Source organism: Pseudoalteromonas sp. ABV4_021, assembly GCF_056159365.1.
Map to the genome: position 1 here is coordinate 2,850,979 of NZ_JBSWVB010000001.1, position 22,666 is coordinate 2,873,644.

Genomic DNA, 22,666 nt, shown 5'->3' on the forward strand with positions numbered 1-22,666 from the left:
AACAGCGCGCTCGAAATTAAAATACTGCTTTTAACATAATAATAACCATATCGATCAGCATATTTAACTAACATAGCCATCTAGATATTATAAAATATACATACACTCATTTTCACCTTTGCAATAAAATAAACGGCTAATGGTAAAAAACCAAAAACATGCAATTCTGTACGCATTATCAGCGGTCTTTTTATGGTCGACGGTAGCTACTGCATTCAAACTCGCATTGATGCAACTTACACCGCTTCAATTGGTGTTTTATGCCTCGACATTTAGTTGGTTGTTTTTAGCTGTTTTTTTACTTGTGAACGGTGACTACAAACACGTCAAAACGGCATTTTTAACTAAACCTTTACTGTATTTAAAATTAGGCATACTTAATCCGTTTTTATATTACCTCATTTTATTTAAGGCTTATGATTTACTACCCGCGCAACAAGCGCAGGCACTCAATTACACTTGGGCGATTGCATTGAGTTTGCTTGCAGTGCCAATGCTCGGGCAACGCCTGCGAAAAGTTGATATTGCCGCATTGCTTTTTGCCTATTTAGGTGTGCTGATTATTAGTACAAAAGGGCAATTCACTGAGCTTAATTTTGAAAGCCCGCTGGGTGTTGGGCTTGCTTTATTATCAACTCTACTTTGGGCGCTGTATTGGATCTTTAGTACCAAAAATACTGATAAACCAGTAATTAGCTTATTTATTTGTTTTTCTATTGGCTTACCGTTTATTGCCTTAGTACTGACTTGGCAAAACGCTTGGCAAATACCGACAGGTAAAGCGTGGCTTGCCGCTGCATATGTTGGGTTATTTGAAATGGGTATTACGTTTGTGCTGTGGTTAATGGCAATGAAAAAAGCTGAAAACACAGCGAGTGTAAGTAACTTAATTTTTATTTCACCGTTTTTATCACTTATCTTTATCTACACCTTGTTGGGAGAAGCAATTCATTCCACCACGATTATAGGTTTAGGTTTTATAGTGTGTGGTTTGGCAATGCAAAAGTTAGTAAAAGCCAAACGCTAGCAGGTTAAAACTGCCACAATTGCGCTACAGTTAGTGTTATCTGTATTACTTGATTGATTTAAAACAGGGCTTTCAAGCCTATTGTTGATATACTATAAAACCCTAAAAGTTTTAACTTGCTAACAAGGCATTGGAACATTTTTCATTAATGTATGTACGATTTTTCTGAAATAAAACATTTTTACAGCTCTTTTCTTGGCCGCCTCTTTATCATTATTGTTGCACTAATTTTTGTTTTAGCAACAACGCTTGTCGCTATGCATTATCAAAATCATTTGGCCAAAGTCGATGAGAAAATAAAAGCACACTCAGAATTCATTATGGATTCTTCAGTTACTCAGCTAGAACAGCATTTAGTCGTGTTTACTATGGCAGAAAGATTGCTATCGGAACTAAAGCAACCTTACAGCCAGCAAGCGCTGGCACAAATAAGCCGAGAAACGTTCGCTAACTTTCCTCGCTATTTGAATGTAAGTTACTTCAAACTTACCAATAATCAGCAGCTAACGGCGCTACATACAACCCGAAAAACCTCTGCTAAACCTGCAACAAATTTATCTGAACTTGGCATTAAGCAGGTTATTCAAAGTAATAAATTGCTGTTTAGTATTCCGTATTACGAAGCTAACGATGGCTCACTGCGCATGGCGATTAGCTATTTATCGCAGTTAAGCAATGCTCAACCTCCGCTTTTAATGGTAGCTGAGATAAATTTAAACTCACAATATAACCCGTGGCGTTACAATATTTTAGATAAAGGCATGGAGATATTGGTTACGCAAAAACCACGCATTAAAGATCAGTATTGGAGCCTTTACCACACAGCACCAAAGTCACTGCATGGTGATCTTAGTAATGCCTACAGCCAGCCTATGCCGCCAGCATTTGTTGCCTACGTAAATAAAAGCGTTCAAAAAGCCACTGGCCGTACAGTCGATAAGTACTTACAAAGTGATGGTGTGTCTATTTATAGCAACCGCACTCAAGGTATTGCCAATGTAAGAGTTGGCATATCCTACAATACGCATTTTAATACTTTTATTGCGGTGAGAGTGCCGTTAAAAACTATCTACAACGAAGTAAGTAACTTTGCCAGTTGGATTGGCGCATTTGGTTTACTTACTATTGTTGCCACCTTTTTTGTTACACGACACTTATACCGACTTGATCTTGGCTACAAAAACAAACTGTATCAACAAGCCAACTTCGACAAACTCACCAAACTGGCGAACCGCTATTTCTTTGATAACACATTAGTTAATGAACAAAGTCATAATCAAGGTCGCTACACCCTTTTGTGCATCGATCTAGACAACTTTAAACATATTAATGATCGATTTGGTCGCCACACTGGCGACAAAACCTTGCAACTGATTGCCGAACGCATATCGCAATCTTGCCCATCAAACGCTTTGCCTGTGCGCACTGGTGGTGATGAGTTTTTTGTTATTTTACAAACAGTTGAACGCAATATAAGTAGCTCGTTAGCACGCAATATTTTAAATGCGATTGAGCAAACAATGATGCTCGATAATTTACAGCTTTCAATAACCGCAAGCATCGGCATTTACCATGCTGATGAACATATTGATCCACAAGCTGCTGAAATTTATGCGGAAATAGCCATGTTCGAAGCTAAGAAGCTAAAAAATCGTTACTGTTTTTTTGATACAGGCTTGGCGGAACAATTACATCAACGTGTAGATATTGAAACTGAACTAAAGCATGCGATTGAAAATAAAGAGCTTTATTTAACCTATCAACCGCAAATTTGCTCTGCTCACGGCTCAGTTAAGGGTGTTGAAGTACTGTTACGCTGGCACAATAGAAAGCTAGGCTTAATTGCACCAGATAAATTTATTCCAATCGCCGAGGAAACAGGGTTAATTGCAAATATCGGAGAGTTTGTTATTCAACAAGCGCTTTACGATTATGCGCAGAATTTGAAATACACTGAAATCAGTTTATCAATAAATGTATCGGCGTATCAGCTCATGTACACACCGCTATTTGATATTCTTAAGCATCATGTCGAGCATTACCAAATCTCACCAAATCGCGTGATTTTAGAAGTAACCGAATCTATTTTTATTGAAGATAAAGGTGCGGTGCAGGGCTTGTTTGAAAAGCTAATGAGTTATGGCTTTTTAATTTCACTCGATGATTTTGGTACGGGTTATTCATCACTTTCTCAAATGCGAGACTACCCAATTCATGAGTTAAAAATCGATCGCAGCTTTATCACTCATATCCATGAAAAAGATCAAGATGCGGCACTATTACATCAGATTGTTTCCATTGCCAAATGCCACGATATTGTCACCGTAGCAGAAGGCATTGAAGTTACGGCGCAACATGAAATAGTGCGCACCCTAGGCATAGATATAGAACAAGGCTATTTGTATGCCAAACCGTTAGAAATCGATGCGCTAAAAGCGTATTTAGCTGCTAACACACTAACCCAAAAGGCGTGCTGTTAACGACGCTTTTTCGGCACCCAAGCCCAACGCATTTCGCAATGTATTGGGCTATCACCACTTTCATCAGACAGTACTACAGGCACAATTAAGTCCCCTTTTTCATCACTGCTGATTGCTGTGATCACTTCAGATGATAGCTGCGCTGTTGCCGTGATATCACCTTGCATGCGCTTATTGTATTCTAGCGTCATTGATTTCAGTAGCGGTAAGTGACTATCAGGCACATTCATACCAAACACTATGCCCGACGCTGATTCAGCAGCTAATGCTGCACCAACCGCATGAATACCACCAATATGGTTTTGCACGCGTTTTTTATTTGCAAGTTTAACCACTACTTTGTCATTACTAATTGATAAAACCCGTAGTTTTGCAGTGCCCGCAAATTTAACCTGACTGGTAAATAACTTAGTCAGTAAAAATTCATGGGTCGACTTTGGCAGTTTATAGATTTTATTAACAAGCTTGCTTAATTTATTTGCCATACTATTTTTTCAACTTAACTGGTTTGACCACCTAGATTACCGCAAGCAAACTCAAACAGCAAAATATCAAATAGCTAAATACTATTTCACTGATAATCCAATAAGTTGCATAGTGTGCTTTTAACTTTTTGACGTAAGTATTATGACCCTAGAAACGCTACTTGAACAACTAAAGACTTCCCCTGAAAGTGTTACTTTTCAACAGGTAATGGCTGTGATTGAGGAAACGTACAACTATACAGCGCAGCACTTTACCAATGGCGAGCTAATAAATAACGCTGGTGAAAATGCGGGTAGCTGCAAAATTTTCAGCTTTGCAAAGCTCAACAACTTAAATGAAGAGCAAACGCTAAACTGCTTTGGCGATTACTACCGAGTTGATGTGTTACAACACCCAAATGGTGACGATCACCAAAATATTCGCAACTTTATAAAAACAGGTTGGGCGGGTGTGAACTTCGCTAAAAATGCGCTTGAAGTAAAATAACGGCATAAAAAAACCAGCAAAATGCTGGCTTTTTTATTAACTAATCTTACTGATTAGAACGGAATATCATCATCAAAATCAATTGGTGGTTCCATTGGGTTTGATGCGCCGCCTTGTGGTGCATTTTGCTTAGGTGCAAAGCCGCCTGATTGCTGCTGTGGCGCAAAACCACCAGATTGTTGCTGACCACCTTGTTGTGGTGCAAAACCGCCAGACTGTTGTGCTGGCGCTGATTGCTGCTGCGCAGGTTGCTGGTTAAAGCCACCTTGTTGCTGTTGACCACCTTGGTTAAAACCTTGTGATTGTTGTGGTGCAAAGCCTGATTGCTGTTGATTCTGCTGTTGGAAACCACCACCAGAATTGCTACCCGCGTTATCACCGCGGCCACCTAGCATTTGCATTTGACCGGTAAAGCCATCAACCACAATTTCAGTTGTATACTTTTCTTGGCCTTGCTGATCTTGCCACTTACGCGTTTGTAATTTACCTTCAACGTAAATTTGCGAACCTTTACGACAATATTCACCAACCACTTCAGCTAACTTGCCAAAAAACACCACACGGTGCCATTCGGTTTTATCGACTAACTGACCCGTGTTTTTATCTTTATAACTGTCAGACGTTGCAAGTGTGATATTGGCAACTGCGTTACCGTTTGGCATATATCTCACTTCTGGATCCTGGCCTAAATTACCAACTAGGATCACTTTGTTAATACCACGAGCCATGGTCTGTCTCCTTTAATTAAACTATACCTGCAACCGCTTTCGCTTGTTGCAAATCGAATTCTGATTCTTTTACTTTTAAGTATGTACGATTTTCTTCAAGTACTACTGTTGTTTCTAATACACCCGGTAAGTCAGCAAGGTCATTTGCTAACTTTTCGGCTGCTTTTTCAGGGTCAAAACTTTCTTTCTCCCCTTGTAATTCAGTGAGTAAGCTTATCAGCTTACTTTTTGGTGGTACTTCCATTCCCCACGCTATAGCAAACCATATTACCCCAACCAAGGTTGCTGCGGCAAATACTGTCTGAGCATCGCTTACTTGCGCGAAATACCCACCAATAATACCGCCTAAAAAGGCGCCTAAAAACTGGGTAGAACTAAAAGCACCCATTGCTGATCCCTTTTGGCCTGCAGGAGAAATGCGCGCAACCAATGCCGGCATTGTGGCTTCTAAAAAGTTAAACGCTATAAAATAAATAAGCATGCACACGCCAATAATAAGTGCGCTTGAACCAAACAAACTTAAGCTCATTAAACTTGCAACAATCAGTGCTATTGACACTAAAAAGGCCATTTTTTCTTTTTGTTTTTTAATCGCAATAATCATCATTGGCACCATAAATACAAACGCCAATAATAAAACCGGAATATAAAGCTTCCAATGCATTTCTGCGGCTAACCCATCTTTAATAAGTTCAGCCGGCAGCGCAACAAACACCGCTGTTAAAGTTAAGTGGAGTAACATCACACCTAAGTTTAAACGCACTAATTGCGGATGTTTCACTAGGTTTTTAATATCGTTCAAAGAGGCGGATGTATCGCCTTTGGGTGCACGGTTTACCGCGGTTGGCACCACAGTTAACACAATAAAAATCCCCAACACAGCCAAACATGCCGTCAGCCAAAATATACCACTCACACCAAATGACGCAGCAATCATTGGACCTAGCAACATGGCAGCAGCAAAGCTAAGGCCAATACACATACCAATAACAGCCATTACTTTAGGACGTTGCTCATCACGGCTTAAATCAGCCGCTAGCGCCAATACAGCGGCGGCAATTGCGCCCATTCCCTGTAATGCGCGACCGAGGGTTACGGTGTAAATTGATTCAGCCATGGCCGCTATCACCGAGCCAATAGCAAACATAATTAAGCCCGCTACAATCACCCGTTTACGACCAAATTTATCTGATAACCAGCCCATAGGAATTTGTAAAAGCGCTTGTGTTAAGCCATATGCGCCTATCGCAATACCAATCCATAAAGGCGAAAACCCTTCTAATTCAGTACCGTAGATTGCAAGCACAGGCATAAGCATAAATAAGCCGAGCATGCGAAATGCAAATACGCATGCAAGCGACACCGCTGTGCGTTTTTCAAGAGCGTTTAATGAAGAAGCTGACATTAACGAATTAGCAAATAATGATTAGAAAATTAAGGCGGCAAGTTTACCATAAACCTTATTGGTTATTCTAACCCGTATTTGGTTAAAAGTGTTTATCGCTACACCTACTCAACTAATTCCGCGACTTAAGGTGATCCAAGCAGGTAATTTCTGCTTAAATAAACTATTACCCATTAAAATTTGCGCCTACCAAGCTCTATTAAATACGTAATTTAGCCTTATAACATGATGAACCATTTGGGGCATCGGTATAACTTAGGGCTGTATACTTATACAATATAATGCAATACTAGGCGCAATATTGCTGTTCGCTAATGCTATAGGATAACAATGGAACATATCGAGGTTCGCGGCGCCCGCACGCACAACTTAAAAAATATCAACTTAACTATTCCACGCGATAAACTGATTGTTATCACAGGTTTATCTGGCTCAGGAAAATCATCGCTTGCATTTGATACGTTATATGCCGAAGGTCAGCGCCGTTATGTTGAGTCACTTTCTGCGTATGCGCGTCAATTTTTATCCTTAATGGAAAAACCAGATGTAGACCATATTGAAGGTTTATCGCCTGCTATTTCGATAGAACAGAAATCAACATCTCATAACCCACGCTCTACCGTAGGCACTATCACCGAAATTTATGATTACTTAAGGCTGCTTTTCGCCCGTGTTGGTGAACCTCGCTGCCCAAGTCATGATTTACCACTTACCGCACAAACCATTAGTCAAATGGTCGATCAGGTACTTGATCTACCAGAAGGCACAAAAGTAATGTTGCTTGCCCCCGTCGTGAAAGAGCGTAAGGGTGAACATATCAAGTTACTTGAGAACTTAGCAGCACAAGGTTTTATTCGCGCGCGAATTGATGGCGAAGTATGCGATCTCTCAGATCCGCCAACGCTAGAACTCCATAAAAAACATACAATTGAAGTAGTTGTCGACCGTATCAAGGTTAAAGATGGCCTACAACTTCGTTTAGCGGAATCATTCGAACAAGCATTAGAGCTTTCAAATGGCGTGGCACAAATCGCCTACATGGATGAGCCAGAAAAAGACGAAATTGTTTTCTCGGCGAATTTTGCTTGTCCGAGTTGTGGTTATGCCATGACCGAACTTGAACCGCGTTTATTCTCATTTAATAACCCTGCGGGTGCCTGTCAAAGCTGTGATGGTTTAGGTGTACGCCAGTATTTTGATCCAAGCCGTGTGGTACAAAACCCAGAGCTTAGCCTTGCTGGCGGTGCTATTCGCGGTTGGGATAAGCGTAGCTTTTACTATTTCCAAATGCTGCAAGCCGTTGCAAATCACTACGACTTTGATGTTGAAACACCGTTTGAACAACTACCAGCCGATGCGCAAAAAGTGGTACTAAATGGTTCGGGGCGTACTAAAATTGAATTTCAATATCGTAACGACCGCGGCGACGTTGTTGTAAGGAATCACGTATTCGAAGGCGTGCTAAATAATATGGCACGCCGCTACAAAGAAACAGAATCTAATTCAGTGCGTGAAGAGCTGGCCAAATACCAAACGAATCAAGACTGCCCTAGCTGTCATGGTTCACGTTTACGAGAAGAAGCACGTAACGTGTTTATTGGCACTACTAATTTACCTCACGTAACACGCATGAGTATCGGTGAAGCACAGCATTTTTTCAGTGAATTAAGCTTTAGCGGACAAAAAGCAAAAATCGCCGAGAAAATCTTAAAAGAGATTAGTGATCGCTTATCGTTTTTAGTAAATGTTGGGCTTAATTACTTATCACTTGAGCGCAGCGCCGATACGTTATCGGGTGGTGAAGCACAGCGTATTCGCCTTGCCAGTCAAATTGGTGCTGGCCTTGTTGGTGTTATGTACGTTTTAGATGAACCCTCAATTGGTTTGCACCAAAGAGATAATGACAGATTACTCGCCACATTAACGCACTTACGTGATTTAGGTAACACAGTAATTGTGGTTGAGCACGATGAAGATGCAATACGTGCTGCGGATCATATTATTGATATTGGCCCAGGCGCTGGGGTGCACGGTGGACAAGTTATTGCCGAAGGTACCCGTGACGACATTGTAAACTGTAAGGACTCAATTACTGGACAGTATTTAGCGGGCACTAAAGCAATTGAAATACCTGCGACTCGCCACCAACCACAAGATAAATGGCTGGAGTTAAAAGGCGCAACAGGTAATAACTTAAAAAGTGTCGACCTCTCAATTCCATTTGGTTTAATGACCTGTATTACGGGCGTTTCTGGCTCTGGTAAATCGACCTTAATCAACGACACCTTATTTAAAGTGGCTCATACTGAACTCAATGGTGCAACAACTGCCGAAGCTGCACCCTATAAATCCATTACCGGTATGGATTTATTCGACAAAGTCATCGATATTGACCAAAGCCCTATCGGACGTACTCCACGTTCAAACCCTGCTACCTACACGGGTATTTTCACCGCTATTCGAGAGTTATTTTCAGGCACGCAAGAAGCCCGTTCACGTGGTTACAAGCCTGGACGTTTTAGCTTTAACGTAAAAGGCGGGCGCTGTGAGGCGTGTCAAGGTGATGGTGTAATTAAAGTAGAAATGCACTTTTTACCTGATGTGTATGTACCTTGTGATGTGTGCCACGGCAAACGTTACAACCGTGAAACCTTAGAAGTACTATACAAAGGCAAAAATATTCATCAAGTGCTTGATATGACTGTGGAAGATGCGCACGAATTTTTTGACAAAATTCCAGCTATTGCACGCAAATTACAAACCTTAATGGATGTTGGCTTAAGTTATATCCGTCTAGGCCAAGCAGCAACAACGCTTTCTGGCGGTGAGGCGCAACGTGTTAAATTGGCCCGTGAACTATCTAAACGCGATACCGGTAAAACGTTATACATTCTGGATGAACCGACGACAGGTTTACACTTTGCTGATATTCAACAATTACTTGTCGTATTGCATCGCTTACGAGATCACGGCAATACCATTGTGGTTATCGAGCACAATCTCGATGTGATTAAAACTGCCGACTGGATTGTTGATTTAGGCCCTGAAGGTGGTTCTGGCGGTGGTGAGATTTTAGTTTCAGGCACGCCTGAAGAAGTTGCACAACATCCAGTATCTCATACTGGTCGTTACCTTAAAGGAATGTTATAAATAGCTAAAAAGCATTCGTGACAACACAATGGAACTGATTGGTCAAAACCTGCCAAAGCTTAAACAAATACAGTTAAAGATCGCCAACTTATGGCAATCTTTAGCTACTGCAGAAAAACTTTATAGTGGCGCGCTTTTGCTTCTTGCATTACCGTTTGGCGGTCTGCAAGTTGCAGCGTTTTTCACATTAATAGGCTTAACCTTAGAGTTTTGGCCTCGTTTTGCAAGAGCATGGGACAGTTTAGCGGGCAAAGCCTTTATATTTCTGTTTTATGCTGCAATCACTAATTTTGCGCTAGCTTTAAGTGCAGCTGTCGTTAATGAAGTAACCGGTGTTTCAGCAAACTATTTCAACTATACACACAATTTTGCCCTGCTATTAATTTTACCTGTTTGGGTAATTGGTATTAGTTTGGCTGCACTTTTGTTATTTCAAATAGTGATGCCTTTTTACTTGTTCTTGTTGCTTGTTTTAAAGCCTTTTGGCATTAAATTAGTGCGTCTATTTTCAAAAAGCGAACACCCTTTATTCACTAATAGCATCCGTTTTGTCGCAAGTTTCGCCGTTATCTTTCAACTAATGGCTTTATTAGATGGCGAACAGCAATTAAATAAAGCGCTCGCGGCTGTAGACTCGGAACAACCGGCTCTATTACCAACTGAACAAGAAAAACCTATCGAGCAACAACAAGACAATGCCAAAGATGACGCCTCTAAGGTGGTTAATATTAACTTCACCGGGCACAGCAGTATTGTTAAAAGCTTAATTGCACAATTCGCATACAAGTTTGAAGCTGATATTTATTCTCGCTGTGGGCATCCGGAGGGAACACGTAGCATTGAGTTAAACGACTATGAGGTCTTACATATCAACAAAGCTGACGATACACTTTACGGCTACCAGTTTACGGTTAAACAATGTGTTTCCCCCGCATTTCCAATGGAAACAAATTGATTTATTTTAAGTGTTGCGTTAAATCGTGTCGCTCTTGGTCGCAAAGTGGCACTGATTGTTTTTTATCGAAGTCATAGCGCACCATTGTGGCGTGACCTACTGCACAAAGTTCATTGTGCTGATACACTTCTTGGCAAATTACAAACGATGCATTACCAATACGGCTAATGCTGGAGTTTATGGTAATTTCCTGACCATAAAATAGCTCACCTTTAAATTCCACTTCAATTTTGGCAACAATAAGCTTCCAATTATTGCAATCTAAGTCTGGTGTAAAGAAACGAAAAAAAGGGGTACGCGCCGCTTCAAACCAAACCGGTAGCGCTGTATTATTGATATGTCCTAACGCATCTGTTTCGCTAAAACGCGGCATAAGTGTTTCACTAAACATAGTAAATGAGCTTTATAAACTAAATATGTGCTCACTATAGTTATGTTTATTAATAATTAAAATAATAAGGTCAAGAATGCAGGATTTTATTCGAGTATACGACAATGTACTTAGTAAGGAGTTTTGTGACAACTTCCTCACTAAGTTTGATAACAGCCCGTTTTTAACACAAGGCAAAACCAGTGGCGGCGTTGACCTTAGTAAAAAGAACAGCCAAGACTTATATTTGAACCAACACATCGAATATCAAACTGAGCTACAGCATATTCTGCAAAACACCACCGAAAAAGTATTTGAGTATTTTGAAGAACACTTCTTTGCACTTATTGGCGCATTTGGTTTAAAAGTTTATCACCCAAAAACCAAACAGCCGGTTGACTTAACGGTAGAAAATTTCGATGAAGTGGGTCGCCCTCAGTTACCCATTTTAGTGCAGCAAATTTTTCGCTTAGGTCAAATTCAAGCGCAAAAATACACTGCAGGCCAAGGTGGTTACCCCTACTGGCACAGTGAGGTTTATCCGCAAAAAGGCCATAACGATAGCTTGCACCGTATTTTACTGTTTATGTTTTATTTAAATGATGTGGAAGAAGGTGGTGAAACTGAATTCTATTATCAAAATAAAAAGATTAAACCAAAGCAAGGCTCTATGGTAATTGCACCGGCGTATTTCACTCACACCCACAGAGGGTGTATTCCAGTTTCCAATGATAAATACATTGTCACATCTTGGGTGCTGTTTAATACAGCAGAACAAATTTATGGTGCCTAAATAAGCTAGGCACCATAAGGTTAGTTTGTTAAATGAACTCGCAAGCTAACCTTTGCTTCTAAACCGCCTTCAGCACGATTGCGCAGTGTTACTTTTCCTTGATGCATATCGACAATACGCTTAATAATTGCAAGCCCTAAGCCACTGCCCTCACTACCGCGCGCCTGATCGCCTTGAGTAAACGGCTGAAACACTCGCTCTAACTCGTGTTCAGGAATACCAGGGCCTTTGTCTTGTACAAGGATCTCAACATACTCTTTATTAGCAGAGTACTGAGTCACAACGGTGACATCCTCTTCGCTATAGCGCAGTGCGTTTTCAATCATATTGGTAATTACGCGCTTCATGGCAACATGGCTGATTGGAATATTAGGCAATGCTTCGTTAGCGCTAAAACTAATTTCTCGGCCTTGCTTTTGTTCCGATGCAACCACTTCCGAAACAAGTGCATTTATATCGTCTGGCGCTAAATCACTTAGCTTATGATTGCGTAGATACTCAATAAACTGATCAATAATCGCATTCATATCTTCGATATCGGTAATGATGCCTTCTCGTAAGTAATCTTCATGTTCCGACATCATTTCTGTTGCAAGACGAATACGTGTTAATGGCGTGCGTAAATCATGGGAAACACCAGCCATTAACAGTCTTCGATCTTCTTCTACCGCAGCAAGGCCACGTGACATTTGGTTAAAAGCACGCGTTACTTCAATCATTTCAATTGAACCTAGCTCGGGAAGTTGGCTCGAATAATCGCCCACTTCTACCTTGTTAGCTGCTTTTTGCATTGCTTTTAGAGGGCGGTTTAAGTGACTTGCAAATAACCAACCGCCTAACACGCTTAACACACCGATAAAGGCAAGGTAGAAAGTCAGTACTTTTACATTCGCCTCTTGAAAACCGACTAACGGAATTTTAACCCAGTAGCCTGGCGCTTGTGGTGGCTCAACCCAATACACAAGGATATCGGTCTGACTAATGCGTACACGCGCCTCACCCTGCAAATATTCAGACATCACCCGAGACAAATAAGGATATTCGCTGGCTTGTTCTAAGCCGTGTCGCATCGCTTCACGTTCGCTCATCATCTCAACGCCAGTAGCCAAATAAAATTGCTCCGCAACTTCATCCGACATTTCCACACCATCTTGATGACCAATAAATACCGTGCGAACTTGTTTCGCCAGCATTAAGTTAACTTGCTCGATAGAAGGTTTTACAACGTAAAGCGTAACCGAAATATAAGATACGATTTGATTGATAAGCAGCAGTGCACCAACCAAAAAAACGGTTTGACCAAATGCACTGCGCGGAAAAATACGCATAATGTTAGCTTAGCTGTGGTTATTCTTTGCCATCTGGCACAAATACGTAGCCTAAGCCCCATACGGTTTGAATGTAACGCGGATTAGCAGCGTCTTCTTCAATCATGCGGCGTAATCGAGATACTTGCACATCGATACTACGCTCTAATGCACTGTAATCACGACCACGTGCTAAGTTCATTAATTTATCGCGGCTTAGCGGTTCGCGAGGGTGTGACACTAAGGCTTTCAATACTGCAAATTCACCACTAGTAAGTGATACTGTTTCATCGCCTTTGCTCATTTCGCGTGTTGCTAAGTTTAATGAAAACTGGCCAAAGCGTATTTCGTTTTCTTCAGCCGAAGGCGCGCCTGGTACATCACTGGCACGACGACGTAAAATAGCTTTAATACGTGCAAGTAGTTCACGCGGGTTAAACGGCTTAGGGATATAGTCATCAGCGCCAAGCTCTAAACCAATAATACGATCAACTTCATCGCCTTTGGCCGTAAGCATAACAATTGGGATGTCATTTTCTTTTTGGCGTAAACGACGGCAAATCGATAAACCATCTTCGCCCGGTAACATCAGGTCCAATACCATTAAATGAAAGTTTTCTCGTTCAATTAAGCGGTCCATTTGCTCCGAGTTTGCCGCAGAGCGCACAATAAAGCCCTGCTCTACTAAATAGCGCTCAAGTAAGCTGCGTAAACGCATGTCATCATCGACTACTAGTATTTTTGTTGTTTCTTGTCCCATGATTTCATTCTTCTGTTATTTTTTCTTTGGCAATATAGCCTACTATAAATACTTTTTTGACAATTAGGTAAAGGAAGAGTGTTACTAGGTATTACAAACTCTTACTATGATGCATCATAAGTAATGGCATTAATAAAAAATAATGCTACACCCTCAGCATTTTTAAATTCAAACTCATCATCAACTTGTTTACCTAACATAGCACGAGCAAAGGGTGAGTCGATGCTAATTTTACCATTTTTCACATCAAACTCATCTGGCCCAACGACCTGATAGTTAAAGGTATTACCTTCTTCATCTTCCACTTCAACACGGGCACCAAAAAACACTTTTCCTGCTTGTTCCGGCTTAGGGTAAACAATATTCACTTGCTCTAGACGTTTAGTTAAAAAGCGTACGCGGCGATCAATTTCACGCAATCGCTTTTTACCATAAATGTATTCAGCGTTTTCCGAACGGTCTCCTAATGCTGCTGCTTCCGATACCGCTTGTGTTACTCTTGGACGTTCTTCTTTCCACAAGTAACGTAATTCCCTTTCTAGTTCATCATAGCCGCTACGTGTAATATAATTGGAACGCTTAGGAAATACCTGCTTAGGTGGTTTTCTCATAGTTAAATAACTAGGTGTGGTAATTTATTTATTGCTTATGATTGAAAAATTTAAGTTTAGATACAAGATCTATAGGCAATATATATAAAACAAATTTTCTGGTGTGGTCTCTCAAAATTACAAACCACCCACTTTTTACCGATTTAAAGGTTTTTAATGAACGCTATTGCTAATCAATTAGCTCACGAGCTAAACGCCTCTGTACAGCAAGTGACTGCTGCAACACAATTATTAGACGATGGAGCGACCGTTCCATTTATTGCTCGATATAGAAAGGAAATTACCGGTGGTTTGGATGATGGCCAACTGCGTTTACTTGAGCAGCGTCTTGGTTATCTTCGTGAGTTAGAAGAACGTCGCTCATTTATTCTTAAGACCATTGAAGGACAAGATAAGCTAAGTGCGGAGTTAAAGGCCGACATCGATAAGGCAACCAGTAAAACCGAGCTGGAAGATCTTTACTTACCTTATAAACCAAAACGCCGTACTAAAGGGCAAATAGCCATTGAGGCAGGGCTTGAGCCGCTAGCAAATCAATTATTAGATAACCCAGTGCTTGATCCAGAAGTAACAGCAACTGACTTTATTAACCCTGAAAAAGGCATTGAAGACAGTAAAGCCGCTCTTGATGGTGCTAAATTTATCTTAATGGAGCGTTTTGCGGAAGATGCAAAATTGCTTGCTAAGTTAAGAAGCATGCTACAAAAACATGCGTTTATTGAAAGCAAAGTGATTGCTGGCAAAGAAAAAGACGGCGCCAAATATCAAGATTACTTTGAACACAGTGAAGCCTTAAGCCGCGTACCGTCACACCGAGCATTAGCAATGCTGCGTGCGCGTAATGAAGGCATTATCAGCCTAACAATTAATCCTGATCCAAGCTTAGAAGATGGCAACGCTGAGTGCGTTCGTATTATCGCCGATCATTATAAGTTAGACGTACTAGCGAGCCCATGGCTTAAGCAAGTGGCGCAATGGACCTGGAAAATTAAATTAGCACTTCACTTAGAAAACGAGTTTTTAGGTAAAATTAGGGAAGTTGCGGAGCAAGGTGCAATTGATGTCTTTGCTAAGAACCTAAATGATTTATTAATGGCTGCGCCAGCAGGTGCAAAAACCACGTTAGGTCTTGATCCTGGTTTACGTACAGGTTGTAAAGTTGCGGTGGTAGATAAAACCGGCAAGCTGCTCGATAACGTAACGATCTACCCACATGCACCACAAAATCATTGGGATAAGTCGCTGCGTACACTAAGCCAATTGTGCCGCCAACATAAAGTTGAGCTTATTGCTATTGGTAACGGTACTGCATCACGTGAAAGTGACAAGTTAATTTCCGAACTGTTAAAACAAGAAGCCGACCTAAGAATGAGCAAAGTTATGGTCAGCGAAGCTGGCGCATCGGTTTACTCAGCATCTGAAGTCGCAGCAGAAGAGTTTCCAAATCTAGATGTATCTATTCGTGGTGCGGTTTCTATTGCGCGTCGTTTACAAGACCCTCTTGCTGAGCTTGTGAAAATTGAGCCGAAAGCAATTGGTGTTGGTCAGTACCAGCACGATGTATCACAAAGCCAATTAGGGCAAAGCCTAACAGCTGTTGTTGAGGACTGTGTAAACGCAGTTGGTGTAGATGTAAATATGGCGTCTGCACAACTATTGACACGTGTTGCAGGCTTAAACAAAACCCTTGCGCAAAATATTGTTACCTACCGCGACCAAAACGGTACGTTTAATTCACGTAAAGAGCTTAAGAAAGTTGAACGCCTTGGTCCTAAGGCATTTGAGCAATCAGCCGGTTTCTTACGCATTAACCAAGGCAAAGATCCATTAGATAGCTCTGCTGTTCACCCTGAAGCGTATGAGATTGTTAAGAGCATCGCTGCAAAGGCGGACGTTTCAGTGGCAGAACTCATTGGTAATTCAGGTTTACTAAAATCACTTTCACCACAAGACTTTGTTACGGATAAGTTTGGCCTACCAACCATCAGCGATATTTTAGCTGAGCTTGATAAACCGGGTCGCGATCCTCGTCCTGAATTCAAAACAGCAAGCTTTAAAGAAGGTGTTGAAACAATCGCAGATCTCAAGCCAGGTATGGTTTTAGAAGGTGTTGTATCAAACGTTGCAAACTTTGGCGCCTTCGTAGATGTGGGTGTACACCAAGACGGCTTAGTGCATATTTCATCATTAACAAACAAGTTTGTTTCAGACCCACGTGAAGTGGTAAAAGCAGGCGATATTGTAAAAGTAAAAGTGCTTGAAGTAGATGTCGAACGCAAACGTATCAGCTTTACGATGCGCCTAGACGAAGAAGTGCGTGAGAAAGCACCAGCTGCTAAACCAAAAGCGAATAAACCAGCGCAAGCTACAGCAAAAAAAGCAAAGCCTAAGCAAAATAATAATGCTGCTATGGGTAACGCATTTGCTGAAGCATTCGCAAAGCTAAAGAAATAACGTGATTTAAACTACGGGCTGTTGAGCTTTCAAGTACATTTGAGAACGGTTAGCGATACTGTGCCCACTAGTTTGATTGGGTTTATACAAGGCAGAGGCTGCGTAGCATAGTTATTCTATGTGAGTCAGCCGATAACACAGTAGAAAACCCAATCAAGCGCTGCCGAATTGTTATAAACACAATCACAAAAAAACCGCACAGTGTGCGGTTTTTTTATTTATGCATAGCTTGCTAAGTTAGGCCGTTCAAACGGCGACGTTGCAGCCTGATAGAATTTAGCGATGCGCTCTGCTCGTTGATTAACTTCAGAATCACGACGCTCACTAAAATCGTAGTTAATTTGCTTAGCCTCGCCATCATCAGCCTCTGTATCTGAGCTTTCTTCGTTTTTATCAAAAAACGTACTCAGCTCAGCATTCAGATCAGCTCGCGCTTCGCTCATTTTCTGATTTGCTTCAGCAGCAATCGAGCGATCCGCTCCTGACGGTTCTTGTGGGGCTAATGCTGCAGCGCGTACTTGCTGCATTTTGTCTATGGTTGCCTGCGGGTCGTTAGGTACTTCGCTTACATCAATCGGCACTTCACCCGCAACTGCATAATTGTTGCCATCGCTACCACGCTCATATTCGTAACTTGGGCTACCAGCATACTGACCACCCACTGCCGCATGTGCTTGCTCGTGTGCTTTAACTTCGCGATCTCTTTGCTTAAGCTGAGAAAGTGCTTGTGCCTCTACTTGTTCAAGCTGTTTTTGCTTCTCTTGCTCTTGTTGCTTACTTTGCTGCTCTTGCTGATCCTGATCTTGCTTTTTTTCACTTACTTTAGTGATGTCTTCGGATTTATTTTCGAGCGCGTCTTGGTTTTCAATTTGGCTGCTGCCAGGTTGACGTGTTTTATCTTGATCAGCTGCGAGACGAGAATTTGCAGCGGCAGCTTCTGCTTGCTTTACAGGCGTAACTAATTCGCGCAACTGATTATCACGTCGCGCTGTTTCAGTATGTACATTAGCCGTGTTTAAGCTAATGTTTGGATAAGTAGTTACGATGTTCATTTATTTTGCTGAGCTAAACTCTTACATCAATTAACGTGCCCAACACCTCGTCAGCCGTTTGAATTGAACGGGTATTTGCCTGCGCATTAAATTGTTCAACTCTAAGGTTAACTAGCTCGTTAGTTACATTAACTGGCGGGCTTTGCGCTTCGCGCGTTTCTGGTGCTGGTTCGGCGCGTTCAACTTCTCGTTCCGTTTGAGCGCGTGCAATATTTGCTGAAGACTCAGTAATACCATCAGAAGCACTTTGTAGCCCTTGTAAGCCAGCATTAAATGCAGACCCCAAGTTGTTTGAAACGTCCATAAACACTCCTTTATTCATAAAGAATAGTGATAACTTTATTATCGCTCAAAATTCCATCAAAATAAAGTTAAAGCGGCAATAAATTGCCGCCCTAGAAATGTTTTAGCTTTCTATATGAGATAACAATAAGTTAGTAAATTCTTGCGGGTGAGAAATAAAAGGTGCATGAGATGCTTTTACTAAAATATCAGCATTAAACTGAGGGTTAAGTTGCTGCATTTTCGCGACAGCTTTAACTGGCACAAGAGAATCAAGACGACCAAAAATACCTGAGATAGGCAAAGAAAGTTGTGCAAAAAGATCTCTTAAATCTTCATTTTTTAAAATAGCCAAACCTCCTGATAACGCGATCTCTTGCGCCGCTGGGTATTCAGCAAGCAAGGCTTTTATTTGCTTAATGTCTTGCTTTGCATGCTCACTTCCCATTGCCTGAATTGCCAAAAACCGCTCTACAGTTTTTTGGTGATTTGTGCTCAATTGCGCCATAAAGGTATCTAACACCTTGTCGTCAATACCACGCCACTGTTCACTGCTTGCAAAAAATGGGGTTGAAGCAACCAGCACAATCTTCTTTACTTTATCAGGAAAGAGCACGGCAATTTTTAGCGCAACAAGACCTGATAAAGACCAAGCAACTAACACAGACTGGTCTGCAATATCTTTTGCTAGTTGCCTTGCAACACAATCTAAATTATATACAGCATCGCTAAATTGATTACCGCCAAAACCAGGTAAATTCAAAGTATGTATCGTATGGTCACTTTGCGCCTCAAGTGCATCTTTTTGTAACTGCCAAATACCTTTATTCATGCCCCAACCATGCAGTAGAACTACATCAGCCATACTTTGCCCTCACTTTAAATTTTTGCCGCTATACTAACAGTTAGCGATATGGAAATCCTATATGAATTACTGCTCCCGACTTTTCAATTGGGCATTGCCGAATCTATGCGTGTGCTGCCGTCAACCTATTCGTGCTCCGGCAAAAATTTGCCGCGTATGTTTGTCTGATATTGAGCGGTTAAGTTTTAAAAGCTCAGCAAACCTACTTCACCGCCCAGATATCAACAAACTAATACCCAACCCTACATTTGACTCACTCTTTGCAGCTTGTTGGTATCAACATCCGGCTTCAACTTGGCTAAAAGGCATTAAATTTAATAAACAACTGACATACAAAGCGGCATTACATCAGTTAATTAAAGCGCAAATGAGAGACGCGCAAGCAGAACATAATTGGCAAATGCCCGATGTGTTAATGCCAGTACCATTGCATTGGCAGCGGCGCATTGTTCGTGGTTTCAATCAAAGTGAGGAAATTTGGCAACGCACCGGTATTGCAGTTGATACCAAATCCATTATCCGCACCAAACGCACTAAGCCGCAGAGCGAACTAAATAAACGCGCTCGAAAAACCAATATTAAAGGTGCGTTTAGCTGTGAGCTCAAACACCAATACCAACATGTTGCAATTGTTGATGACATCATAACTACGGGATACACGGTTAATGAAATTGCAAGGTTATTAAAAAGCGCTGGGGTGAAACAGGTTTCAGTGTGGGTGTTTGCGATTAGTGATCCAACGAAATCGAGTTAAGTTAATCCTGTTAATAAAAAAGGCGTCCAAGACGCCTTTTAAATAATAAACTTTTAGTAACTTAGGCTATTTAGCATCAATCGCATGACCAAAGAAAATAGCATTACTTAATAAACGGCTTGTGCCATACCAATAACTACGAAACACTGGGTTATCTGACATTGCAATCACTTTGCCCTTACCATAATTGTGTGCCATTAAAACGCCTGCACCGGCGATTTGCTGATTGTTAAGCTCATGACTAAAGCCCGCTAGTAGCGGTGTTTTAGTATAGGTTGCAACATTTACAAACGGCTTTTCACTTGGCTTTAAAACAAAGGTGCTGTTTTTAAACACCGGCAGAGTTTCACGCTCAAATGAGAAGCTTAGAGGGTGGCTTAAATCGATATTCGCATTAAAAATAGCGCCTGCGATTCGTTTATCACCATGGTAACTATCTTTATCAGCGTAACTCAAATTATCGGTTGGAAAAGCTTTTGCCATTTCACTAGTTGAAAGATACTCCGCTTTCAAAATACCTTTGTCCGCTAAGAATTTAGCACCCGATTTATGACCCCAAATTACACCACCGTGTTGCACCCAGTATTTTAGCTTTTCAACCATTTTTGCATTTACAGTCGAAAAACTGCCATTGGTCAAAATAACATGCGTATATGATGATAAATCAATGCGTTCTAAACGGTCTAAATCAACCAACGTAGCGGCAATATCTAAGTAACGGTCAAGGTAATACCAAACTTCACCCACTTCATATTGACTTGTACCTTTACCACCTAATAGTAATACTTTTGGTGTTTTTAACGGCACGATATTGCGCGAACCAATATCAACACCTTGCGCTGTTAATCCCGATGTAATTTGGTGTACTTTTACCGGTGAATTGCTAGCTAATTGCTGAACTTTGTTAAACCAATCAGCATCTTGTTGCAGACCTTTAGCAATAATAATTGCACCAGCAGCAAACCGTTGTTCACCATTTGCAGTTGATGCGGTAAATGGTTTCATTGCCGCTCGAGCAATAACACCATTTTGCTGTAACTGTGATAGCAGCTTAGGTGCTAGGTAATCGTTCCATTCAAATGCAAATGCATAGCTTGAAGCTAGGTTCTGGTTTTCAGTTTGATTAACTGGCTGCCATGAGTCTTGGTATTTAATACCGCGGGTTGAGGTTACAGCAGAAAATTCAAGGTTAAATGAATGCGCTAAGTTCCAACCTGAAACATCATAAAAGGTATTATCGTTAAAGCTTGTTTGTTCTAAAAATGCGCCTTTAATTAAGCGGTATTGAGGCTGATTTAGCGGAATATAAACGCTGCTATTAGCAGAAAAATCTTGCTTGTTAACGCTAACGTCTTTACTAAGCGGATATGCCTTAATCTCATGCTGCTGCAATAGCGACAAAAATAACTCATAACGTGACTTGTCGTTACCAGCTGCAACTACATAGCCTTTTACTTTATCTTTTTTCGCAAGCTTTGCGGTATCTTGATAAAACTTCTGCTGGTAAGACAGCAAACCTTGCTTGCCCGATACAACCGCATCGAAAGTAGATAAAGAGGTTGTTAATTGGTTTTTAACAGCATCATAAAACTCGCGTACACCATTGATAGTTTCATGCTTGTGGCCTCGTGCACTGCCTTGCTCAAACAAAATACCAATGGTGCCGTGAATATCAGGATAAGTAGAACCCTTACCAATATAAAAGTCATCAAAGCTTTCTTCAGTAAAGTACAGCTCACCTTGTTGATCTAATGCGGCTGCGTGAAAGGTCGCTATTTCTTTTGTTAGTTCTACATTTTGCTCAGGAGTAAGTGGAAACTTACGCGATGGAATACCCGGTTGGAAAAAATAAGTGCTGTGTGGACCCATTTCATGAAAGTCAGTTAATACATGGGGCATCCATTGATGATACTTAGCAATACGCGCCTGCGACTCTGGGTGTTGAAGCAACAACCAATCTCGGTTTAAGTCAGTAAAATAATGATTTGTTCTACCGCTTGGCCAAGCTTCATTATGCTCTCTGTGGTTTTCATCTGCGACTAAGTTTTTGCCTTTGTGACTATTCACCCATTGTGCAAATCGCGCTAAACCATCTGGGTTTAATGCAGGATCTAACAAAATAACTGTTTCGTCTAATAAGCGATCAATTTTTTCACCTTGCGCTGCAGCAAGGTAATAGGCAACTAATAACGCAGCATTACTGCCACTTGCTTCGTTACCATGCACACTATAGCCCATCCACGTGATTACAGGTGCATCAGCATTGATTGTTGTACCTTCGATTGATTGCGCTAAGTGCTGTTTACGCACAGTTTCAATGTTATTTAAGCGTGCTGGGTTAGCGATCGTTAATAATAATAACGGACGTTGTTCATGGCTGTAACCAATCACCTCAATGTTGATGCGATCACTTTTTTCAGCGAGCAATTTCATATAGCTAACAAGCTGATCATGGCGAACATGCCAATCGCCTACCTGATAACCGAGAACAGACTCTGGCGTAGGAATAGAAGGATCGAAACGAATATTATCGTCAAAATAAAAGTTCAAGTTCTTTGCTGAACTGATACAGCTAAACAGTGCCAAACAGGCTGTTATTAAAAAAAAGGACAGCTTTTTCATAGTGATGCCATAATGATAGGTTAGTTATATTTATTGCATTTTTATGCATATTCACAGTAACAATGTTTACTACGCAAAC

The 22,666-nt window shown here is 41.1% G+C and carries 19 protein-coding genes; 8 read left to right on the forward strand and 11 right to left on the reverse strand.

Going from position 1 to position 22,666, the window contains the following annotated elements:
* Positions 1-139 precede the first annotated feature (139 nt).
* Both ACXAFE_RS13195 and ACXAFE_RS13200 read left to right on the forward strand, forming a co-directional pair.
* Entirely contained in the window at positions 140-1,027 is an 888-nt protein-coding gene (locus ACXAFE_RS13195) for a DMT family transporter (protein WP_475153354.1), read from the forward strand.
* Positions 1,028-1,284: 257 nt separating this feature from the next.
* Positions 1,285-3,507 (forward strand): putative bifunctional diguanylate cyclase/phosphodiesterase, encoded by a 2,223-nt coding sequence (locus ACXAFE_RS13200; RefSeq protein ID WP_475153356.1) that lies wholly within the window; start codon positions 1,285-1,287, stop codon positions 3,505-3,507.
* Here the strand turns inward: ACXAFE_RS13200 and ACXAFE_RS13205 are convergent.
* Complete coding sequence (locus ACXAFE_RS13205) at positions 3,504-3,992, reverse strand: DUF4442 domain-containing protein (RefSeq protein WP_475153358.1); 489 nt, start codon at positions 3,990-3,992, stop codon at positions 3,504-3,506. The genes ACXAFE_RS13200 and ACXAFE_RS13205 overlap by 4 nt on opposite strands.
* Positions 3,993-4,134: 142 nt before the next feature.
* On the opposite strand from ACXAFE_RS13205, the gene ACXAFE_RS13210 reads away from it, so the two are divergent.
* Complete coding sequence (locus tag ACXAFE_RS13210) at positions 4,135-4,479, forward strand: HopJ type III effector protein (protein WP_475153360.1); 345 nt, start codon at positions 4,135-4,137, stop codon at positions 4,477-4,479.
* 53 nt (positions 4,480-4,532) lie between these two features.
* Here ACXAFE_RS13210 and ssb read toward each other — a convergent pair whose 3' ends face one another.
* Both ssb and ACXAFE_RS13220 read right to left on the reverse strand, forming a co-directional pair.
* Positions 4,533-5,207 carry a single-stranded DNA-binding protein gene (gene ssb / locus ACXAFE_RS13215; RefSeq protein WP_100914306.1) on the reverse strand — a complete coding sequence of 225 codons (675 nt, stop codon included), beginning with the start codon at positions 5,205-5,207 and terminating at the stop codon, positions 4,533-4,535.
* A gap of 16 nt (positions 5,208-5,223) precedes the next feature.
* Positions 5,224-6,612, reverse strand: a complete 1,389-nt coding sequence (locus ACXAFE_RS13220; protein ID WP_475153363.1) for an MFS transporter — start codon at positions 6,610-6,612, stop codon at positions 5,224-5,226.
* 330 nt (positions 6,613-6,942) lie between these two features.
* Between ACXAFE_RS13220 and uvrA the strand changes: the two genes are divergently transcribed.
* Complete coding sequence (uvrA, locus tag ACXAFE_RS13225; protein ID WP_475153367.1) at positions 6,943-9,762, forward strand: excinuclease ABC subunit UvrA; 2,820 nt, start codon at positions 6,943-6,945, stop codon at positions 9,760-9,762.
* Between the two features lie 28 nt (positions 9,763-9,790).
* Entirely contained in the window at positions 9,791-10,717 is a 927-nt protein-coding gene (locus ACXAFE_RS13230) for a hypothetical protein (RefSeq protein WP_475153368.1), read from the forward strand.
* 1 nt (position 10,718) lies between these two features.
* Here ACXAFE_RS13230 and ACXAFE_RS13235 read toward each other — a convergent pair whose 3' ends face one another.
* On the reverse strand, positions 10,719-11,108 hold the full coding sequence (locus ACXAFE_RS13235) for an acyl-CoA thioesterase (RefSeq protein ID WP_237129542.1): 390 nt from the start codon (positions 11,106-11,108) through the stop codon (positions 10,719-10,721).
* Positions 11,109-11,184: 76 nt separating this feature from the next.
* Between ACXAFE_RS13235 and ACXAFE_RS13240 the strand changes: the two genes are divergently transcribed.
* Entirely contained in the window at positions 11,185-11,880 is a 696-nt protein-coding gene (locus ACXAFE_RS13240; RefSeq protein WP_475153369.1) for a 2OG-Fe(II) oxygenase, read from the forward strand.
* 20 nt (positions 11,881-11,900) lie between these two features.
* Here the strand turns inward: ACXAFE_RS13240 and envZ are convergent, their stop codons facing one another.
* The 3 genes from envZ to greB form a co-directional block, all read right to left on the reverse strand.
* The gene (envZ, locus tag ACXAFE_RS13245) at positions 11,901-13,208 is read right to left on the reverse strand and encodes a two-component system sensor histidine kinase EnvZ (RefSeq protein ID WP_010561524.1); all 1,308 of its coding nucleotides are present in this window, start codon (positions 13,206-13,208) and stop codon (positions 11,901-11,903) included.
* Between the two features lie 19 nt (positions 13,209-13,227).
* On the reverse strand, positions 13,228-13,947 hold the full coding sequence (gene ompR, locus ACXAFE_RS13250) for an osmolarity response regulator transcription factor OmpR (protein ID WP_010561523.1): 720 nt from the start codon (positions 13,945-13,947) through the stop codon (positions 13,228-13,230).
* A 104-nt stretch (positions 13,948-14,051) separates the two neighbouring features.
* Entirely contained in the window at positions 14,052-14,558 is a 507-nt protein-coding gene (greB, locus tag ACXAFE_RS13255) for a transcription elongation factor GreB (RefSeq protein ID WP_138629576.1), read from the reverse strand.
* Positions 14,559-14,714: 156 nt separating this feature from the next.
* On the opposite strand from greB, the gene ACXAFE_RS13260 reads away from it, so the two are divergent.
* Positions 14,715-17,012, forward strand: coding sequence for a Tex family protein (locus ACXAFE_RS13260; RefSeq protein ID WP_475153370.1), 2,298 nt, complete (start codon positions 14,715-14,717; stop codon positions 17,010-17,012).
* A 218-nt stretch (positions 17,013-17,230) separates the two neighbouring features.
* Here the strand turns inward: ACXAFE_RS13260 and ACXAFE_RS13265 are convergent, their stop codons facing one another.
* From ACXAFE_RS13265 to bioH, 3 genes are all read right to left on the reverse strand, one after another.
* Positions 17,231-18,064, reverse strand: a complete 834-nt coding sequence (locus ACXAFE_RS13265; protein WP_475153371.1) for a putative metalloprotease CJM1_0395 family protein — start codon at positions 18,062-18,064, stop codon at positions 17,231-17,233.
* 13 nt (positions 18,065-18,077) lie between these two features.
* Positions 18,078-18,368: a flagellar basal body rod C-terminal domain-containing protein gene (locus ACXAFE_RS13270; protein WP_010561519.1), complete on the reverse strand. Its 291-nt coding sequence runs from the start codon at positions 18,366-18,368 to the stop codon at positions 18,078-18,080.
* A gap of 102 nt (positions 18,369-18,470) precedes the next feature.
* Positions 18,471-19,211, reverse strand: coding sequence for a pimeloyl-ACP methyl ester esterase BioH (gene bioH / locus ACXAFE_RS13275; RefSeq protein ID WP_475153372.1), 741 nt, complete (start codon positions 19,209-19,211; stop codon positions 18,471-18,473).
* A 61-nt stretch (positions 19,212-19,272) separates the two neighbouring features.
* On the opposite strand from bioH, the gene ACXAFE_RS13280 reads away from it, so the two are divergent.
* Positions 19,273-19,965 carry a ComF family protein gene (locus ACXAFE_RS13280; RefSeq protein ID WP_475153373.1) on the forward strand — a complete coding sequence of 231 codons (693 nt, stop codon included), beginning with the start codon at positions 19,273-19,275 and terminating at the stop codon, positions 19,963-19,965.
* A gap of 66 nt (positions 19,966-20,031) precedes the next feature.
* Here ACXAFE_RS13280 and ACXAFE_RS13285 read toward each other — a convergent pair whose 3' ends face one another.
* On the reverse strand, positions 20,032-22,587 hold the full coding sequence (locus ACXAFE_RS13285; protein ID WP_475153374.1) for a M14 metallopeptidase family protein: 2,556 nt from the start codon (positions 22,585-22,587) through the stop codon (positions 20,032-20,034).
* Positions 22,588-22,666: the final 79 nt, after the last annotated feature.

Bases quoted from the DNA above. Each gene is read 5' to 3' on its own strand.
- ACXAFE_RS13195 (WP_475153354.1), top strand. From the start codon at position 140: ATGGTAAAAAACCAAAAACATGCAATTCTGTACGCATTATCAGCGGTC.
- ACXAFE_RS13200 (WP_475153356.1), top strand. From the start codon at position 1,285: ATGCATTATCAAAATCATTTGGCCAAAGTCGATGAGAAAATAAAAGCA.
- ACXAFE_RS13205 (WP_475153358.1), bottom strand. From the start codon at position 3,992: ATGGCAAATAAATTAAGCAAGCTTGTTAATAAAATCTATAAACTGCCA.
- ACXAFE_RS13210 (WP_475153360.1), top strand. From the start codon at position 4,135: ATGACCCTAGAAACGCTACTTGAACAACTAAAGACTTCCCCTGAAAGT.
- ssb (WP_100914306.1), bottom strand. From the start codon at position 5,207: ATGGCTCGTGGTATTAACAAAGTGATCCTAGTTGGTAATTTAGGCCAG.
- ACXAFE_RS13220 (WP_475153363.1), bottom strand. From the start codon at position 6,612: ATGTCAGCTTCTTCATTAAACGCTCTTGAAAAACGCACAGCGGTGTCG.
- uvrA (WP_475153367.1), top strand. From the start codon at position 6,943: ATGGAACATATCGAGGTTCGCGGCGCCCGCACGCACAACTTAAAAAAT.
- ACXAFE_RS13230 (WP_475153368.1), top strand. From the start codon at position 9,791: ATGGAACTGATTGGTCAAAACCTGCCAAAGCTTAAACAAATACAGTTA.
- ACXAFE_RS13235 (WP_237129542.1), bottom strand. From the start codon at position 11,108: ATGTTTAGTGAAACACTTATGCCGCGTTTTAGCGAAACAGATGCGTTA.
- ACXAFE_RS13240 (WP_475153369.1), top strand. From the start codon at position 11,185: ATGCAGGATTTTATTCGAGTATACGACAATGTACTTAGTAAGGAGTTT.
- envZ (WP_010561524.1), bottom strand. From the start codon at position 13,208: ATGCGTATTTTTCCGCGCAGTGCATTTGGTCAAACCGTTTTTTTGGTT.
- ompR (WP_010561523.1), bottom strand. From the start codon at position 13,947: ATGGGACAAGAAACAACAAAAATACTAGTAGTCGATGATGACATGCGT.
- greB (WP_138629576.1), bottom strand. From the start codon at position 14,558: ATGAGAAAACCACCTAAGCAGGTATTTCCTAAGCGTTCCAATTATATT.
- ACXAFE_RS13260 (WP_475153370.1), top strand. From the start codon at position 14,715: ATGAACGCTATTGCTAATCAATTAGCTCACGAGCTAAACGCCTCTGTA.
- ACXAFE_RS13265 (WP_475153371.1), bottom strand. From the start codon at position 18,064: ATGAACATCGTAACTACTTATCCAAACATTAGCTTAAACACGGCTAAT.
- ACXAFE_RS13270 (WP_010561519.1), bottom strand. From the start codon at position 18,368: ATGGACGTTTCAAACAACTTGGGGTCTGCATTTAATGCTGGCTTACAA.
- bioH (WP_475153372.1), bottom strand. From the start codon at position 19,211: ATGGCTGATGTAGTTCTACTGCATGGTTGGGGCATGAATAAAGGTATT.
- ACXAFE_RS13280 (WP_475153373.1), top strand. From the start codon at position 19,273: ATGAATTACTGCTCCCGACTTTTCAATTGGGCATTGCCGAATCTATGC.
- ACXAFE_RS13285 (WP_475153374.1), bottom strand. From the start codon at position 22,587: ATGAAAAAGCTGTCCTTTTTTTTAATAACAGCCTGTTTGGCACTGTTT.